Source organism: Bradyrhizobium sp. AZCC 2230 (assembly GCF_036924495.1).
Taxonomy (GTDB): Bacteria; Pseudomonadota; Alphaproteobacteria; order Rhizobiales; family Xanthobacteraceae; genus Bradyrhizobium; species Bradyrhizobium rifense.
Genome location: NZ_JAZHRS010000001.1, coordinates 604,703 through 621,650, shown reverse-complemented (window position 1 = coordinate 621,650; position 16,948 = coordinate 604,703). Strand labels below are relative to the sequence as shown.

Sequence of the window (16,948 nt, the reverse complement as noted above, 5' to 3'; positions counted from 1 at the left end):
TCTCTCTTTCTTCGATGATAGCCGCGCCTGTCGAAGCGGTCCAACGATCTGGCACTCGTTCACGCCGCGATGGTGGCGCCCCCATCGACGACGACGGTCGAACCGGTCGAGAACGGATTGCAGGCGAGAAAGAGGACCGCGCTCGCGATGTTCGATGCCTCTCCAATGCGACGCAGCGGCAAGCGCTCCGCCGCGCCGGCAAACATCTTCTCGCGCTCGGCCTCGGCCATGCCGGACCACATCGGCGTAGCGACCAGGCCGGGCGAAACCGCGTTGACCCGCACCGGCGCGAGTTCGAGCGCAAGCCCGCGCGTCAACGCCTCGAGCGCCGCGTTCACGGCTCCCTGCAGCACGGTGTTTGCGGAGGGACGCGCGCTCCGGAAGCCGGAAATGAAGCAGAGCGAGCCTCCGCTTCTGATCTTCGCCGCCCGGGCCACATGATAGGCGCCCCAGAACTTGCTCTCCATGGTGGCGCGTGCGTCCGTCAGGTCGGCCTTCCGAACTGGACCGCTGGTCGTCTGCGCCGCCGACACCACCACATGATCCCATTCCGGCTCGCCGGCGAAGAACAAATCGATCGAGGAATAGTTGGAGGTATCCATCTGCGCCGACTTGGCGGTCCGGGGAAGTCCGGCGAGCGCGGCGTCGAGTTTGGCCGTGGAGCGGGACGCGATTGTGACCGACGCACCGGCTTCGCACGCCCGCTGCGCGACCGCCAATCCGATGCCCGAACTACCGCCCACGACCAGAACGCGTTCCCCTTGCAGACTTCCGTACATGCATCCTCCTGACATCGACACGTTTGCGCCCACGTTCACGCGGCCGACGTGAGACGGTTTCGCGACTGTTCGGCGAAACGGCATTTGAGTTCCTTTGCCTTCGGTTCGACGCGCACAATCGAGGCTTCCTTGACGGTTCCGTAGCCTCGGATCTCCTGCGGGTACGACGCGAGGGCGATCGCGGCATCGAGATTCGAACCGTCGAGCGCGTCGGCGATATCCCGCACCGTTCCGAGATATTCGTCGCGCAGCCGGCGCTCCGACTTCCGCTCGCGTGTCCAACCGAACGGATCGAACGCCGTCCCACGCAACCACTTGAAGCGCGTCAACATCCGCAGCGCCGGGAGAAGCAGATTGGCTGAGAACGCCATCTTGCGCGGACGGCCGCTGGCGGGATCGCGGCCGGAGAGCATCGGCGGCGCGAGATGAAGCTTGAGCGAGCCGCCGTCGAACCGCCGCCGAATCCCGCTCCAGAAGGTAGCGTCGGTCAGCAGCCGCGCCACTTCGTACTCGTCCTTGTAAGCCATGAGGCGAAACGCGCTCGTCGCCACCGCCTCGGTCAGGCGGCGGGAACCTGGCGACGCCCTCTCCTCGGCCGCCTGCACGCGCTCCACCAGGGATCGGAAACGATCGGCGTATGCCGTGTCCTGGTAGGCGCGCAGCGCGTCGACGCGGACGCTGATGCGCTCCTGCAGCGTCCGGTCCGATGCGGGCGCCGTGGCCATCGGCGGTTCGTCCGCTTCGAAGAGCGCTTCGGCGGCCTGTGGATCAGCGAAATACAGTCGGCCCAGGCGGAACGCGCGCAGCGTGCCGTCCACGTCCGCGCCGTTGATGCGGATCGCCCGCTCCATCGAGCGCCAATCGACCGGCAACATCCCCATCTGGAACGCGTAGCCGAGCATGATCATGTTCGCGGCGATGGGATCGCCGAACGCCCGGCGTGCGAGCTCGTTCGCCGGAACGCGCACAGCCTTATGGCCCGCGCGCTGCTCGAGGCGGCAAACGAGACGTTCGGCGTCGAGATCGACGTTTCCGTTCTCATGAAAAGCCTGGGTAGCCATCACCTGTCCGTCGAGCAGAATCTCGGTCGCGGCTCGGACGGTCTTCAGCGAGTCGAGTTGCGTGGCGGCGACCGCATCCGACGCGATCAAGAGATCGGCATCGTCGAGACCGAGCCGCATCGGAGCGACGCCGGACGGCGACGGAAAGATGCGCAGATGGCTGTAGACGGCGCCTCCCTTCTGGGCGAGCCCGGTCATGTCATAGATGCCGACGCCCCGTCCCTCCAGGTGCGCTGCCATGCCGACGATGGCCGAGGCGGTGACGACGCCGGTGCCGCCGATGCCGGCGAGCAGGATGCCGAAGGCTTCGGGCCCGGGCTTGCGCGCGGCCGGCGCCGGCAGCCCTCCGACGGTCGCTTCGATGTCGATGGGAGCGGGCTTCTTCATCTCTCCATGCTCGATAGTCACGAACGACGGGCAGAAGCCTTCGAGGCAAGTCATGTCACTGTTGCAACTGGCCTGGTCGATGCGCCGCTTCCGGCCGAACTCCGTTTCGAGAGGCTGCACCGACATGCAGTTCGACGCGGAGGAGCAGTCTCCGCATCCCTCGCAAACCGCGGGGTTGATAACCACACCTTTCGCGGCGGCAGGTGCCTTGCCGCGCTTGCGCCGCTTGCGCTTCTCGGTGGCGCAGATCTGGACGTAGACGATCACGGTGGTCCCGGGAATCTCCCGAAGTTCGCGCTGCACGTTCTCCATCTGCGTGCGGTGGATGAGTTCGACCTGCGGCGGCAGCGATTGGCTGGATCGGACGGTTTCCGGGTCTTCCGCCACGACGACGACGCGCTTGGCCCCTTCGAGCAGGACCTGGCGGACCATGGCGCCGACCGACAGACCGCTCTCGACCGTCTGTCCTCCCGTCATGGCGACGACGTCGTTCGCAAGGATCTTGAACGTCACGTTCGCGTCGGAAGCGGCCGCCGCACGGATCGCCAGCGATCCAGAATGAGAGAACGTTCCGTCTCCGAGATTGACGAAGACATGCTTGGTCTCGGTGAAATGCGACAGTCCGATCCAGTTCACTCCCTCCGCTCCCATGTGCGTGCAGGGAAGCGGGTTACGGTCCATAAACTGCACCAGGCCGTGGCAGCCGATGCCGGCCACGCCGAACGAGCCGTCCGGCAGCTTGGTCGAGCGGTTGTGCGGACATCCGGAGCAGAACACGGGACGGCGCGCTAACGGTGCGGCATCGAGCCGGCCGGACGACGCGACGCGCCCGGAGAGACTGTCCAGCGCGAGGCGCAGCGCCGCGAAGTCGGGCTGCGCGGACGAGCCGACTGCGAGAATGCGCCGCCCGATGGCGACGGCTACGGTTGCTGCATCCAGCGGCTCGTCGGACGGCAGCAGGGTGCCGCTCTCCGGCGTGGCCTTTCCCGAGATATTCGGCCGTCTGTCGGAATGGTACAGGAGAGCCGCCGCCTGAAGCTCCATGTGCGCGCGCTTTTCTTCGACGAAGAGGAGTTCCGGCACCGCCCGCGCGAAGGCGATCAGAGGCTCGGGATCGAGCGGATAGATCAAGCCGACCTTCAGCACGCCGATGCCCAGCCGCTGCGCGCCGCCGTCGTCGATGCCGAGCAGTCTCAGTCCGTCGATCACGTCCTGAAATGCCTTGCCGGCCGTCACGATGCCGAGCCGGGTGGGATGGTCGGAGCCGAACGCGACGCGGTCGATCGCGTTGCGCCGCGTGAAGGCGTGCACGCGCGGAAGCTTGTTGCGGACCACGCGGCGATCCTGCGCGGTCACCGCGAGCATCTCGACGCGGATGCTGACGTCGTCGCGCGCTGGAGAGACGGCATCGAGCACCGGAGCGAGCTCGTCCAGCGAGATCTCCACGGCCTGGGTGCAGTCCGCCGTCTCGTTGACCAGCTTCAGTCCCGCCAGAAGCCCGGTCTCGCGCGACATCGCGATGCCGGCCAGGCCGAACTTGAAGATGTCGCGCGTGTCCGACGGGTAGAGGATCGGTACTTCGTGCGCGGCGAGTGCCAGGTCGCTCTGATGGGCGAGCGAGGACGACTTGCCGGCATGGTCGTCGCCGAAGACAAGCAGTACGCCCCCGTTCGGGTGGGTGCCGGACATGTTGGCATGCTTGATCGCGTCTCCGGACCGATCCACGCCCGGACCCTTGCCATACCACATGCCGAACACGCCGTCGAAGCGCCGACCGGGCACGAAGTCCAACTGCTGACTGCCCCACACCGCGGTCATCGCCAGGTCTTCGTTCAGGCCGGGCTGGAACACGATGTCCGCGGCCTTCAGTCGGTCCGCGATCTTGAGGAGCTCGCTGTCGATGGTTCCGAGCGGAGATCCGCGATAGCCGGAGATATAACCCGCCGTGCGCAGCCCGCGCCTGTCGTCCAGCTGTCGCTGCAGCAGAGGGACCCGCGACAGCGCCTGTTTGCCCGTGATGAAGATCGTCCCTTCGGTGACGTCGTATTTGTCCGAAAGAGATAGTTCGCGCATGGCAGTCGTACCCCGAAGCTCAGTCAGTTTTGCGGTATCGCGGCGGTGCATTCGATCTCCACCCGCACATCGGGACGGACGAAGCCCGAGACCTCGACGAGCGTGCTCGCCGGCGCATCGAGGCCCGCAAAGAATTCCTCGCGGATCCGGTTCGTCGCGGGATAGTCGGCGATGTCGAGCACGAACACGTTCATCTTCAGCACGTGCTGGAATCCTCCGCCCTCCTCCTCGAGAACGGTCCGGATGCGTTCGTAGATGACCCGCGTCTGCGCTTCGGCGTCCACGGCACCAGATTCGCGGGCGGTGACGCCGGAGACGAAGACGAGCTTCGTCCCGGCGATCGGAAGCACCGTCGCGTGGGCGAACTTCCCGAACGGAGCCGGCAGTGCGCCGTAGGTTCTGGATCTGCTGGTCACGCGGAAACCTCCTGCGTCGTATGCGGCGCGAACGCGCCTTCGAGAAATGCCAAAGCGCACTGCCGGAAGTCGGGATCCGCGAGAGCATCAACGTGACCGATGCCCGGCACCGTCGCGCCGGTCCCCGACGCGAACGCCGCAGCGACCGGCTGCGGATCGCCGGCCAGCTTGTCCCGCCGCCCTACAACGACCAGCGTCGGCGCGACGAACGACGAGAGCAGACCGAGATCGAAGCGAGCCGACTGTCCTCGCAGGCAAGCCGCGAGGACAGGAAGGTCGTTGTATGGGAGAGACTCTGCATGCCGCCTGAAACGGACGGCATATGACGGAAATGCTCCGAGCCGCGCTTCGTCGCGTGCGTCGAGCGCATCCGCGAACTCTGGCGCGAGGCCAACCGTCGCCGCGATCCGGTCGCCCATGCCCCCTAGCACCAGCCTCTTCACGCGGTTACCGAGCGCAAGCGCTGCGGCCATCGCCACATGAGCGCCCATCGAATAGCCGACAAGAGCCAGTTCGGCGTTCCCCCAGCAATGCCCACACAGCGCAGCAACGTCTTGAGCGAACGCGTCCAGCCGATAATCTGCAGGTTCGGACGATTTGAGGCTTCTGCCGTGACCTCGCAGATCCGGCGCGCACACGTCGTATCCGGCCGTGACGAGGGAATCGAACCAACCGGTCCCGACCCAGTCGTCCGCAGCATCGGAGGCGAAGCCGTGCAGGAGGATTACCGGATGGCCGCGGCCTGCCCTCAGGAACGACAGGCGCGCAGGTTCGCCCGACGTCAGCAGGCCGGTCTGTAGCGTCTCGCGCACGGGAGTCGATGCCGCAGGATCGTCAGGAGACATCGATCGCAGTCCGTGACCGCACCGCGGACCGTCGCGCGCCGGCCGCCTCGATCATCGCGGCAGCGGCGATCGCCGCACCGTCCCGTCCGGACGCGGCGCCGACCTGCAATCCGATGGGAAACGCTCCAGGGCTCGTGCGCCATGGCACCGAGACGGCCGGGCCGTGCGAGAGATTGAACAACGGCGTGAACGGGCACCAAGCGAACCAATCGGAGGCCGCGGCGGCTGCGGCGTCCACGCGCGGCGGCAGTCCTGGCATCGTTGGCGTGAGAAATACGTCGATCTTGTCAGTCAACAACGCGGACGTTCGGCTCGCGATCTCTCCGCGCCTCCGCTGCAGCGTGAGCAGTTCGTCCGCCCGAAGACCCATCACCGGCTCGATGAAGTCCAGAATGTCGGCATGAATATCCGCCCGTCGGTCCTTCGGGACCTGCGCCACGGCGTAGGCGCAGCCGAGCCGATACAGGGCGGCGACAATGTCACGCGACTCTTCGATCGGGACATCGACCGTAACGACCGGCGAGTTCGGAAAGAGGACCGGTAGCGCGTCTTCCCAAGCTTCCCTGACCTCCGGAGCGAGATGGCCGGCCACGCCGGCGGGAACACCGATCCGGATCCCTGACGGATCCCGGGAATCCGCCATGCGTTCGCGCAGGGGGACTTGGCCCAAGGATGACGGGTCCGATCCCGTCGCGCCGCTCATGACGGTCGCGACCAGCGCCGCATCCGCTACGGTCCGCGTGATCGGTCCCACGTGCGGAAGCTGCCAGAACGCAGACGGGTACGGGACGAGCGGGATCGTCCCGAACGTCGGCTTGTAGCCCACCACTCCGCAGAATGCCGCGGGAATGCGGACCGAACCTGCCGCATCGGATCCGATGCCCGCGAGCCCGAGTCCAAGCGCGGTCGCCGCCGCGGCGCCCCCGCTGCTGCCGCCGGCGTGCAATGCCCGGTCCAGCGGATTCGTCGTCACACCGTTCAAGGGACTTTCGGTCAGCCCCTTCCAGGCGAACTCGGGCGTCGTCGTCTTGCCGAGGAACACCGCGCCGGCCGAGCGAAGGCGAGCCATCGAGACCGCATCGTCGGACGCAGCGGCTTCGGAGGTCGTCCGCGATCCGCGGCGTGTCGGCCAACCTGCGACGTTGAGGGTATCCTTGACGGTGATCGGGATGCCGTCCAACGGACCGAGAGCCTCGCCCTTGCGATAACGTTCCTCGGATGCCCGCGCCATCTTCAGCGCGACCGCCTCGTCGACCAGAACGAAGGCGTTGATGCCTTCGTCCAAGCCAGGGAGCGCGTCGAGTTGCGACCGCGTCACCTCGACCGGCGATATTTCGCCGCGCTTGTAGCGTTCGTGGAGCCGGGCGGCTTCGCCTTCAATCGACATAGACTTGGTCCCTTGCGGCGGCGTAATCCGAGCCACCGCCCAGATAGGCCTGGCCGAGACGCGGATCCGCCGCCAGTTCGGCGCTCGACCCCTGCAGCACGATGCGTCCGACCTCGAGCACGTAGCCCCGATCGGCGACCGACAGCGCGAGCCGTGCGTTCTGTTCGACGAGAATAATCGTCAGGCCTTCCGACTTCAGTTGATGGACGACCCGAAAGATCTCCTGAACGATCAACGGCGCCAGGCCGATCGAGGGCTCGTCGAGCATCAGGAGCCGGGGCTCCGCCATCAGCGCACGGCCGACGGCCAACATCTGCTGCTCGCCGCCCGACAAGGTCGCCGCCTTTTGTCTGCGACGTTCGGCAAGCTTCGGAAACAGTCCGTAGATCCTCTCCAGCGACGTCGCCGGCGCTCCGGTCCGGTACCCGCCGAGCCTGAGGTTCACCTCCACCGGCAGATTGCCGAAGAGCTCGCGCCTCTCGGGAACGAGGACCACGCCGCGTCCCACCAACTGCTCTGGACGAAGACCGGTGAGTTCGACGCCGTCGAGAGAGACAGATCCCGCGCGCGGCGGGCAAAGACCCATGAGGCCGTTGAGTAACGTCGACTTGCCTGCGCCGTTGGCGCCGAGGACCGTAATCAGCTCTCCGGGCTTCACTTCGAGGTCGAGGGAGTCGAGCACGGTCGCCCGGCCGTAGCCCACGTTCAATCCGCTGACGTGCAGATGAGGCATGATCAGGTTCCCAGATAGGCCGCGATGACGCGCTCATCCCGTCGGACTTCGTCGGGATGGCCGGTCATCAATCCCTCCCCCTGATCGAGGACGACGACCCGGTCCACGCAGTTCATGACGAGGTCCATGTCGTGCTCGACGAGGAGAACGGACATTCCAGCGCGCTTGAGACGGTGCAGTAGAGTGACGAGCCGGAGCTTCTCGCCGGTCCGGAGGCCGGCGGCAGGCTCGTCCAGCAACAGCAGTCGAGGACGGCTGACCAGCGCACGCGCGACTTCCAACAGCCTGGCCTGCCCCATCGCCAGGCGGGAGGCAGGTTCATGAGCGAGTTCATCGAGCTCGACGATTTCGAGAGCCCGCCAGGCCTTCGCGAAGGTCGCGGCCTCCTCGGCACGGTCCAGGCCGAACATGCCGGCGATCATCCCCGATCGTCCCTGCGCATAGGCGCCGAACGCGACGTTCTCTAGGACCGTCCGTTCCGGAACGACCCGCACGTGCTGGAAGGTGCGGGATACGCCGCGATGGACGAGATCGCATACCCGGGACGGCGGCGGCGCCCCCATGAGCGACACGCTTCCTTCCGACGGATCGAGAAGACCGGTCGCAATGTTGAACGTCGTCGATTTGCCCGCGCCGTTCGGTCCGATCAAACCGACGATCTGGTCCGCAGGGACCGAGAACGTCACGCCGCGAAGCGCCTTCACTCCGCCGAAGTTCTTCGCGATCCCCTTGACCGACAGCAGATCGTCGCCGTCCGCGCCTCGCTTCGACGGCGTCAGTTCGATGTTGCGCGTCGGCCGCGCCACCGAGAAAGCCGGCCACAGCCGCTGCAGCGCCGACCAGATGCCGCCCGGCCAGCGCAGCAGGACCCCGATCAGCACGACGCCGAACACGATCATCTCGACGTTTCCGGAAAGGCCGAGCATGCGCGCCACAATGTTCTGGAGAAACATCTCCAGCGCGGTGACGGCCGACGCGCCCAGCACGGCCCCAAACGGGTGCGACATGCCGCCGAAGATACATGCGATCAGAAGATTGACGCTCGAAGTGAGCCCGAACGGCGCCGGGCTGATGAACTTGAAATAGAAGGCATACAGTCCGCCGGACAGCCCCGCCAGCGTGGCTGCCACCACGAAGACTAGAAGCCGGAGGCGCGTCGCGTTTACGCCGAACACCTCCGCCATTTCGATGTCGGACTTCAGCGCCGCGATCGCGCGTCCAGTTCGGGTGTTGAGCATCCGCGAGAACCCTCCGCCTGCGATTGCGACGATAGACCAGACGAAGATCGCGAATGCGCGGTCGTCCACCAGTTGGAACGAACCGATCGACAAGGGCGGGATCTGTCCGAACCCGGAAGCGCCGCCCGTCAAGTTGCCGGCGGCCACGATACCGGCGCTGCAAGCCATGCCGATGGCCAACGTCGCCAGCGGCAGGAAGTGCCCCTTCAATCTCAGCGTGATCGCGCCGATGATCGTCCCCATGATCGCGGACGTCGCGACGCCGGCGAGCAGCGCGAGCACGGCCGGCACGCCGTGGTCGCGCGCGAGGATCGCCGGGACGTACGCACCGACGGCCATGAACGCCGCCTGTCCGAGCGAGACCTGTCCCGCGATTAGCAGCAACGTGAGCCCCATCGCGGCGATAGCCGACAGTCCAACGGTCACCAGAAGCGTGACGTCGTATTGCGGACCGAGAGCGGCAATCACAGCGGCCACGACGAAGAGCGCGACGGCGACGACGAACGAGGCCACGCCGGGGGTGCGCCACGACCGCGCGCCCGACGCTCGCTCGAGCTGGGAGGAGGAAGCCATGTCAGTGTCCATGGGTTTCGGGAGGACGCGCTGCGTTCCGCCACAGCAGAATGGGGATCACCATGAGATAGACGACGACGTCGCGATAGGCGCTCGCCTGATAGGCCGAAAAGGACTCGGTAAGCCCAACCAAAAGGACGCCGACGAGCGCAGTCGGATATTCCACGATCCCGCCCAGAGCCGCCGCGACGAAGCCCTTCAACCCGATCGGCAGACCCATGTCGTAGTTCGCCGTGATCAGCGGGGCGAGCAAGAGGCCCGACAGCGCACTGAAGCCGGCGCCGATCGCAAAGCTTAGTTGGCCGGCGACGCCCACGGGGATGCCGCAAAGCTGCGCGCCCGTCCTGTTCACCGCAGTCGCCTGCAGCGCCTGGCCGATCAAGGTCCGCTCGGAGAAGAGATACAGGCCGACCATCGCCGCGACCGACGACAGGCAGATCCAGAGGCTCTGATAGGTGACGAACACCGGCCCCAGCGCGAAGCCGCCGTCGACGACGGGCGGAACGGACCGCGGCTCGGCGCCCCAGATCACCACCGCGACCCCGTGCAGCACCATGTAGACGCCGACGCTGACTATCAGTAACACGATCGACGATGCGCCCGAGACGGGCTCGACAGTCAGACGATAGGTCAGAGTGCCGAGCGAAGAGGTGGCGACGAGAGCCGCCAGCACTGCGAACCAATACGACCCCGGCAGAAAATTCGCGATAGCCGCGCTCGCAAGGACGGCGGATATCCAGAGAGCCCGCGACGCGAGAATCCGTAAGCGTATCCCGTTGTTCAGCCGCCCATCGGCGACATCCTTGAGTGCGAAAGCAGCGAGGCCTCCGGCGACGATCGTGCTCAGGCCATTGAACGATCCCGAAAGCGCGCTCGCGAACGAGAGCGCGCCCAGCGTCACGTACTCGCCTTGGGCGATGTTGACCACGCGGGTGACCGTGTAGACGACGATCAGACTCAGGGCGAGCAGCCCGTAGACGGCGCCATTTGTGACGCCGTCCGAGATCAGGAAGAGGACCGTGTCCAGCAACGGATCATTCCTCGATCAGGACGAACTTGCCGCCCTTGATCACCGACAGGAAGGTGGAGCGCTTGTCGAGGCCGAGATGATCGGTCGGCGTGACGTTGAATATCCCGTTCACGCCCGGCCATTCCTTGGTCCGCTCCATAGCGTCCTTGATCGCGACACGCATCGCTGCGAGATCGTCCGTCGTCGCGCCTGCGGCCATGGCGTTCTGACCGGCGTTCACCGCAAGCATCATCGCGTCCCACGACTGGCCAGCGAAGAGATCCACCTTACCTTTCCCATACGCATCGTCGTAAGTCTCGGCGAACTTCGCGAGCACGGGGCGGAGCGGATTGTCCTTTTTGATCTGATCGTAGACATTCAGCGCACCGACTCCGACAATTGAGCCCTCGACGCTGGTCTTCCCGATATCCACGAACGCGTTGATGGACGACCCGGCACCGTGATAGATCGCGCCGCTATAGCCAACGCGCTTCAATGCTTCATGGGCGAGGTCCGCCGACGGCGGGATCGCGTGAATGTAGACCGCATCCAGACCCGCCTGCTTGAGCCGTAATGCCTGGGGCGTGAAGTTGGTGTCCTGCCGGGCGAAGCGCTCGGTCGCGGAAAGCTCGATTCCGAAATCCTTCGCGATGTTCTGGAGCTCCTTGAGCCCGCCCTCGCCGTACGCATCCTCCAGGCCGAAGAAGCCGATCTTCTTGATGCCCTGCCGCTTCATGTAGTCCAGCGTGCGCTGGAGCATCAGCTTGTCGGACGTCGGCGTCTTGAAGGTGAACGGCCGCGCGCTCGCGGGTTCGATGATCGTCGCGGACGATGCCATCGAGATCATCGTGATCTTGGCCGCACTGACCGTGTCGATGATGGCCATGGAACCCGGGGTCGTCGTGCAGCAGACCACGACGTGCGCCTTGTCCTCCTCGATCGCCTTTCGGGTCAGGCTGACCGACTTGGTCGGATCGGAGCCGTCGTCGTACGAGATGACCTTGATCTTGAAGGGCAGATCGGTCCGAGCCGACCAGATCTTGTCGAAGAGTTCGATAGCGTTGCGCTCCGGAGCGCCGAGCGCCGATGCCGGGCCCGTGACGGCGACGATCGCGGCGATGCGCAGTTCAGGCTTCTCCTGAGCAACCGCGGGACCCGATGCCGGCAACCCGATGGATGCTGCTGTCAGTAGCGTCACGCCCAGCGCAGTGAGCCGTCGCATAGTCATCGTTCTCATGTTTCCCTCGCGGTTGCCGTTTCCGCGCAATGGTGGCAGCGCCGGAGGGGATGCGCTGTATCTGAGGATACATCGGCCGATTTGTGCCGCCCGATACAGACCGGACGTCTACAGACCGGTAGCTCTCTGCTCCGAAAATGGGCGGCTTGGGAGGCAACTAGACGATGGACGGAAAAATCATGCGGGAATTCCGCACGCTGTTCCGCAGGCTGACGACCGGCGTGACGTTGATAGCAGTGGCAGGAGAGACGTCGCCGGTAGGCATGACGGTGAACTCGCTGACGCCGGTCAGCCTCGATCCGCCGCTGCTGTTGTTCTGTGCATCGCTGACCAGCAAAACGGCGGAGAGGATCGCCAAGGTCGGCTCGTTTTCGGTGAACATCCTCTCGGCCGATCAGCAGGACGTTTCGACGCACCACGCCGGAAGACCTCTCGCGGAGCAGACGTGGCGCTGGCAGGAGAGCGAATCCGTGCCGTGGATCGAAGGCGCGAACGCGACCTTCCGTTGCCGATTGGACGCCGAACATCCGGGCGGCGATCACCGCATCCTCGTCGGCCGCGTCGAGGAGATGTTCGGTCCGGCGACCCCGGCGACCCCGCTACTCTATCACGGGGGAAAATATGCGCGGCTGTCCTACGAAGACACTGAAACTAGTGGCCGCATCGACGAACTCTGGTGGACGGGCTAAGACCCTACTTGCGCAGATTCTTCATAAGAATCGTGAAGCCGTCCTCGACCGAAAGCAGCCCCCTCTCGCGCAATCGCCCGAGGGTACGGGTCACGGTGACGCGAGACGTGCCCGTCATCGAGGCGATCTGTTCGTGGGTGAGGTGCGTCAGAATCTTGCGGCCCCGTTCGTGATCGACCGCGAACATTTCGCTCAGGCGGCCGAGCAGTTCGAGGATCCGCTCCTCCGGATCGTTGGAGACCAGATGCTCGAGCCGGAGCGCGAGGATTCGTTGCTTCAGGCTGGTCAAGCGTAGCAACGCCAGTGCGAACTCCGGGTCTTCCCGCATGAGGCCTTCGATGCGGGCCGTGTCGAACACTAGCGCCTCCGTCGTCTCGACGGCCACCGCGCTCGAGAACCGCGGCAGCCCGTCAAAGGCCGCGCCTTCCCCGCACAGCGCGTTAGGTCCCATGTTCTCGAGTACGACCTCCGTACCGTCTCGCCGGAAGATGGAGACCTGAACCAGACCGGACTTCACGAAGTAGAAGCAGGAATTGATCTCGCCCTGCCGGTAGAGCTGCTCGCCCTCGGCATATCGGCGCGACCGCACCTTTCCCTCGAACGACTGCAGTTTGGCAGCCAGCGCGTCCGTCATTCGCCAGGTAGCGGCGGGCTTCCTCGTCATTTGGGACATCCGTCGATTCTTCGAAATGAACGACCTACGGGTATCCGGCGATACAGCGGGCCAGGCACGGTCGAGATACGTCGGAGGAATGTAGCGCGAGAGGAGACAATCGCAATGGCCTTGGCCCAACGGACCGCCGGCTCCGCTTCGATCGAAGCAGGACCCGAAAAAGTGATCGAGAAGACTGCAGCCCTCGTTCCGTGGCTCAGCGAGCAGGCTGGCCGGATCGAGGAGGCGCGCCGGATTCCAGCCGACGTCGCGGAACGGTTGTTCGAGACCGGTGTGTTCGATCTGATGCGGCCCTCCCGTTTCGGAGGGTACGGAGCTTCCCCACAATATGCCTGGCAGGCCACCTTCCACGTCGGGCGCGGATGCTCCTCGAGCGCTTGGCTCGCCGGATTGACCAGCGCCAACATCATCATGCTGGGCAAGTTCTCCGCGGAAGCTCAGGCCGATGTCTTCGCCGACGGCGTTTCTCCGATCGTGCCGATGCTGACCGGTGGCGTCGGCCAGGACATCGTTGTCGAGGCGACACAGGATGGAATCGTGCTGAGCGGTCGATGGCGATACGCATCCGGCGTCGACGTCTCCCACTGGCTGGGCATTCTCATCAACATCCCCGACAAGGGTGGCGCGCCCGCCCCGCACGTGGTGCTGGTGCCCCAATCCGAATTCACAATCGATCATCAGAGTTGGCGCGTGATGGGCATGCGCGGTACGGGCAGCAAGAACGTCGCGCTCACCAAGGCCTTCGTACCCTCGCATCGCTTCATGAGCTGGGCCGAGCTTCAGGCTGGGAAGAAGCACCCCACCTGTCCCAACACCGAGCCCGTCTACGATTTCCCGCTGAACACGGCCAACGCCATGTCGGTCCTTGCCCCTACTCTCGGCGTCGCAAGCGCCTGCAGCGAGGAAGCTATCAAGATCATGCGCAGCCGCATCAGCTCTGGCAACCAACAGGCTCAGATCAACGACAAGATCGCCCAGGTCGACGCCGGAACCAGCGCGGCAAGCATGAGCTTTCTGCGCGATTTTCTGTTGTCCGAGACGGCGTCGATCGAAAGGCAGATCCGTGTAAGCGGAACCTTGTCTCTCGAGGAAAGAGGCCTCAGCCGAACGAAGGTCGCCATTGCGTCGCGGCAAGCGCTCACCTCTGCGCAGCGACTTTTCGCGTCGCTCGGCGGATCACTGCTTCCGGAGGGCACGCGGATCGAGCGTCTGTTCCGCGACATCCACGCAATGAGTTCGCATTTTCTGCTTCAGCCCGAACCGATCTCAGAGGCCTACGGTCGCCTCCTGCTCGGTCTCGAACTGGCGCCCGCCACCCGCCTTTGAGCCACCAATCGAAAGTAAGGATGTTCCATGACCAAGAAGACCTACGCCTCCAAGAATCCTATCTTCGCCGCTGCCGGCGGCGATACGATCTTCGACAAGTTCCAGTATTCGTCCGCGGTGAAAGCCGGTGGTCTCGTCTTCGTAGCCGGGCAGATCGGCCTTAACGCTGATGGTTCGATCCCTGAGAAGCCGAAGCAGCAGTTCATCAACGCATTCGAGCGATTGAAGCTGGTGCTCGAGGAAACCGGCTGCGAGATGTCGGATCTCGTCGAACTCGTCTCCTATCACGTGGGGCTCAGCACGCACCTCGCGGAATTCGCGAAGATCAAAAGCCAGTACGTTCCGGAGCCCTTTCCTACGTGGACCATCCTCGACATCGCTGGACTCGCGCGGCCGGGTCTGATCATCGAGATCAAGGCTGTTGCTGCTGCCCGCAACTAAAGACCAACAAACGCTCTTCTCCCAGACTGACCGCCCCGGCTTCGCAAGAAGCCGGGGCGCCTTTGCTGGCGGGTTGGTGTCCGCCGTCTTCGGGCTATCGCCTCTAGCCGTCGGCGGCCCTCGCCGGCGTTCACGCTGCCCTTCTGAGACAAGCGGGACTGGCCGAGCGTCCGCTCTACGCCAAGAGCTGCCTTCCTCAACTGAGGCTTGGACCCACCAAGCTCCGACCTTTCTGTACGCCGCAACGCGCTGCAATACCCAAGCCGGTCGCGCGGAGTAGCAGCCCTAAAGCTCGCCCGGATAGCGTCAGCGCCTTCCTTCGTCGGGGCCTGCGCGTCGATGATGGGCGTGTCGATCGCGCCCGGGCTGATCGCGTTGACACGAATGCCGCGGTCCTTGAGTTCGGCAGTCCACGTTCGCACGAACGAGCGAACGCTTGCCTTGGTCGCGCTGTAGTGTAGCGCGGAATGCCCTTGAACGCGGCAATGGAGGAAATCAGGACGATGGCGCCTCCATCACGGAAGAGAGGCAGCGCCTTCTGAACTGTGAAGAGAAGCCCGCGTACGATGATGCCGAAGGTCTGATCGAAATTCTTCTCCGTGACCTCGACGAGCGCTTCCGGATCGATGAAGCCCGCGTTCGCGACCAGGATATCGATCTTCCCCTTCTCGCTCTTGATCCTGTCGAAAAGCCCATCGAGATCCTGCAAGCTCTGCACGTCCCCTCGAACGGCGGCCGCACGGTCTCCAATGAGGGCAATCGCCATGTTAAGTTCGTCCTGGCGGCGACCGGTGATGTAGACGAATGCCCCCTCCCTCGCAAACCGCTGGGCCGTCGCGAGCCCCAGGCCACTGCTGCGGCCTGTAACCACCGCCACTTTACCCTGTAGCCTGAGCATCATTCTTCTCCTTTCAGATCAGCGATTTTAGCAACCAGGGCGCCGCGCACAAACCGCGGATCATTTGGACGCTGGAGCCAGGAGTTTGCGGTCGATCAGAGACTGCAGCGCGCTGCGGAACGATATCTCGGTATCAACCGTCTTTGCGAACCCGGCCTGGCGCAGCTTGATGGTACTCACGAAGGCTCGCGGTCCCGCCGGTGCGCCATAGGCGAACGCGAAGTCAGCATGCTGGTCCCCTTGGCCGACCAGCTCCCGCAGGTCGCGCGAGCGAAGACCATACTTCGCGACGATCTTGTCCCAGATCGCGGCGTTTTCGGCGAGGTAGGCCGTCACGCTCGTCGGCATGTCCGGTCCGGCCTTGACGCCAAGGGTCTCGGCGATGCCCGGCCACACATTGCGCCACTCGAACACGTCGCCGTTGGTGATGTTGAGAGCCTCGTTCGCTGCCTGAGGCGATTGCCCGGCCCAGACCGCCACGTCCGCGACGAGATCTGCATCGGCCGCTTCCCAAACGAACGACGGACCTCCCGGGAAGCCGAACGGCTCCCCCTTCTCGCGGCGGATCGCCGCGTAGACTCCGATAGCGGGGAGAACGTTCAGAGCCCCTGGGGTTGGACCGGTGACGAGCTGCGGCCGTAGAGCTGTGTAGTTGAAACCGTGCTTGGCACCCATCTCGCCGACATAGGCTTCCTGGTCGAAGAAAAAGTTCGGGTGATCCTTGCGGGCATCACGTTCGCGAGCCGGGATGGGAATGGGATGCAGGTGGACACCGTAGACCTTCGTTCCCTGCAGGATGCTGATGTGCTGGAAATTCCTGGCGCCGCGGACGATCGGCTCGACCACGTTGCGCAGCATGGCATTGTTGGTCTCGATCTGATCCTTGCTCGACCAGCCGGCGACCAGCTCGGGCTTTTCGTAGAGAGCCGTATAGGCGATGTGCGTGACGTCGGTCAGCGGTTCGAATGCGGCGCGGGTCTTTTCCTGGTCACGCAAATCGACCGAAAGAAAGTCTACGTTGCGGCCGCTCGGCAGCTCTGGCTTGCGGCGCGAGACGCCGACCACCTCCCAACCCACGTCAAGAAATCTCTCGATGGCCGCGACGCCCAGCAGGCCGCTTGCACCTGTGATCAAGACCTTCTTCGGAATGTCTTTATTCTGATTGGTCGTGCTCATGATTTCT

The 16,948-nt window shown here is 64.7% G+C and carries 14 protein-coding genes and 1 pseudogene; 3 read left to right on the top strand and 12 right to left on the bottom strand.

Annotated features, from left to right (window positions below; translation table 11 throughout):
- Positions 1–59 precede the first annotated feature (59 nt).
- Genes V1280_RS02800 through V1280_RS02760 form a run of 9 tightly spaced genes read right to left on the bottom strand, consistent with a single transcriptional unit; the run spans position 60 to position 11,738 of the window.
- A complete protein-coding gene (locus tag V1280_RS02800; RefSeq protein WP_334518763.1) occupies positions 60–779 on the bottom strand; it encodes an SDR family oxidoreductase in 720 nt (239 codons plus the stop codon).
- 35 nt (positions 780–814) lie between these two features.
- Positions 815–4,351 (bottom strand): indolepyruvate ferredoxin oxidoreductase family protein, encoded by a 3,537-nt coding sequence (locus tag V1280_RS02795; RefSeq protein ID WP_334518761.1) that lies wholly within the window; start codon positions 4,349–4,351, stop codon positions 815–817.
- The gene (locus V1280_RS02790; RefSeq protein ID WP_334518759.1) at positions 4,324–4,716 is read right to left on the bottom strand and encodes a RidA family protein; all 393 of its coding nucleotides are present in this window, start codon (positions 4,714–4,716) and stop codon (positions 4,324–4,326) included. The genes V1280_RS02795 and V1280_RS02790 overlap by 28 nt, the downstream gene beginning before the upstream one ends.
- On the bottom strand, positions 4,713–5,561 hold the full coding sequence (locus V1280_RS02785) for an alpha/beta fold hydrolase (protein ID WP_334518757.1): 849 nt from the start codon (positions 5,559–5,561) through the stop codon (positions 4,713–4,715). The genes V1280_RS02790 and V1280_RS02785 overlap by 4 nt, the downstream gene beginning before the upstream one ends.
- Positions 5,551–6,948 carry an amidase gene (locus V1280_RS02780; protein ID WP_334518755.1) on the bottom strand — a complete coding sequence of 466 codons (1,398 nt, stop codon included), beginning with the start codon at positions 6,946–6,948 and terminating at the stop codon, positions 5,551–5,553. The genes V1280_RS02785 and V1280_RS02780 overlap by 11 nt, the downstream gene beginning before the upstream one ends.
- A complete protein-coding gene (locus tag V1280_RS02775) occupies positions 6,938–7,681 on the bottom strand; it encodes an ABC transporter ATP-binding protein (protein ID WP_334518753.1) in 744 nt (247 codons plus the stop codon). The genes V1280_RS02780 and V1280_RS02775 overlap by 11 nt, the downstream gene beginning before the upstream one ends.
- Positions 7,682–7,683: 2 nt before the next feature.
- Entirely contained in the window at positions 7,684–9,492 is a 1,809-nt protein-coding gene (locus V1280_RS02770; protein WP_334518751.1) for a branched-chain amino acid ABC transporter ATP-binding protein/permease, read from the bottom strand.
- Position 9,493: 1 nt separating this feature from the next.
- Positions 9,494–10,522: a branched-chain amino acid ABC transporter permease gene (locus V1280_RS02765; protein ID WP_334518748.1), complete on the bottom strand. Its 1,029-nt coding sequence runs from the start codon at positions 10,520–10,522 to the stop codon at positions 9,494–9,496.
- A 4-nt stretch (positions 10,523–10,526) separates the two neighbouring features.
- Entirely contained in the window at positions 10,527–11,738 is a 1,212-nt protein-coding gene (locus V1280_RS02760) for an ABC transporter substrate-binding protein (RefSeq protein WP_334518746.1), read from the bottom strand.
- Positions 11,739–11,902: 164 nt separating this feature from the next.
- Between V1280_RS02760 and V1280_RS02755 the strand changes: the two genes are divergently transcribed.
- Positions 11,903–12,427: a flavin reductase family protein gene (locus V1280_RS02755; protein ID WP_334518744.1), complete on the top strand. Its 525-nt coding sequence runs from the start codon at positions 11,903–11,905 to the stop codon at positions 12,425–12,427.
- A gap of 4 nt (positions 12,428–12,431) precedes the next feature.
- Here the strand turns inward: V1280_RS02755 and V1280_RS02750 are convergent, their stop codons facing one another.
- Positions 12,432–13,091 (bottom strand): Crp/Fnr family transcriptional regulator, encoded by a 660-nt coding sequence (locus V1280_RS02750; RefSeq protein WP_334518742.1) that lies wholly within the window; start codon positions 13,089–13,091, stop codon positions 12,432–12,434.
- 114 nt (positions 13,092–13,205) lie between these two features.
- Here V1280_RS02750 and V1280_RS02745 point away from each other — a divergent pair, with 114 nt between their 5' ends.
- Positions 13,206–14,426 carry an acyl-CoA dehydrogenase family protein gene (locus V1280_RS02745; protein ID WP_334518740.1) on the top strand — a complete coding sequence of 407 codons (1,221 nt, stop codon included), beginning with the start codon at positions 13,206–13,208 and terminating at the stop codon, positions 14,424–14,426.
- 27 nt (positions 14,427–14,453) lie between these two features.
- Positions 14,454–14,867: a RidA family protein gene (locus V1280_RS02740; protein ID WP_334518738.1), complete on the top strand. Its 414-nt coding sequence runs from the start codon at positions 14,454–14,456 to the stop codon at positions 14,865–14,867.
- Here V1280_RS02740 and V1280_RS46705 read toward each other — a convergent pair.
- Positions 14,864–15,765, bottom strand: a pseudogene (locus tag V1280_RS46705) (SDR family NAD(P)-dependent oxidoreductase). The gene V1280_RS02740 and the pseudogene V1280_RS46705 overlap by 4 nt on opposite strands.
- A gap of 60 nt (positions 15,766–15,825) precedes the next feature.
- Positions 15,826–16,941 carry an SDR family oxidoreductase gene (locus V1280_RS02725; protein WP_334518737.1) on the bottom strand — a complete coding sequence of 372 codons (1,116 nt, stop codon included), beginning with the start codon at positions 16,939–16,941 and terminating at the stop codon, positions 15,826–15,828.
- Between the last annotated feature and the right edge of the window lie 7 nt (positions 16,942–16,948).

Excerpts from the sequence above, each read along its gene's own strand:
- V1280_RS02760 (WP_334518746.1), bottom strand. The coding sequence starts at position 11,738 with ATGAGAACGATGACTATGCGACGGCTCACTGCGCTGGGCGTGACGCTA.
- V1280_RS02800 (WP_334518763.1), bottom strand. The coding sequence starts at position 779 with ATGTACGGAAGTCTGCAAGGGGAACGCGTTCTGGTCGTGGGCGGTAGT.
- V1280_RS02795 (WP_334518761.1), bottom strand. The coding sequence starts at position 4,351 with ATGCACCGCCGCGATACCGCAAAACTGACTGAGCTTCGGGGTACGACT.
- V1280_RS02780 (WP_334518755.1), bottom strand. The coding sequence starts at position 6,948 with ATGTCGATTGAAGGCGAAGCCGCCCGGCTCCACGAACGCTACAAGCGC.
- V1280_RS02725 (WP_334518737.1), bottom strand. The coding sequence starts at position 16,941 with ATGAGCACGACCAATCAGAATAAAGACATTCCGAAGAAGGTCTTGATC.
- V1280_RS02745 (WP_334518740.1), top strand. The coding sequence starts at position 13,206 with ATGGCCTTGGCCCAACGGACCGCCGGCTCCGCTTCGATCGAAGCAGGA.
- V1280_RS02775 (WP_334518753.1), bottom strand. The coding sequence starts at position 7,681 with ATGCCTCATCTGCACGTCAGCGGATTGAACGTGGGCTACGGCCGGGCG.
- V1280_RS02770 (WP_334518751.1), bottom strand. The coding sequence starts at position 9,492 with ATGGCTTCCTCCTCCCAGCTCGAGCGAGCGTCGGGCGCGCGGTCGTGG.
- V1280_RS02755 (WP_334518744.1), top strand. The coding sequence starts at position 11,903 with ATGGACGGAAAAATCATGCGGGAATTCCGCACGCTGTTCCGCAGGCTG.
- V1280_RS02785 (WP_334518757.1), bottom strand. The coding sequence starts at position 5,561 with ATGTCTCCTGACGATCCTGCGGCATCGACTCCCGTGCGCGAGACGCTA.
- V1280_RS02750 (WP_334518742.1), bottom strand. The coding sequence starts at position 13,091 with ATGACGAGGAAGCCCGCCGCTACCTGGCGAATGACGGACGCGCTGGCT.
- V1280_RS02740 (WP_334518738.1), top strand. The coding sequence starts at position 14,454 with ATGACCAAGAAGACCTACGCCTCCAAGAATCCTATCTTCGCCGCTGCC.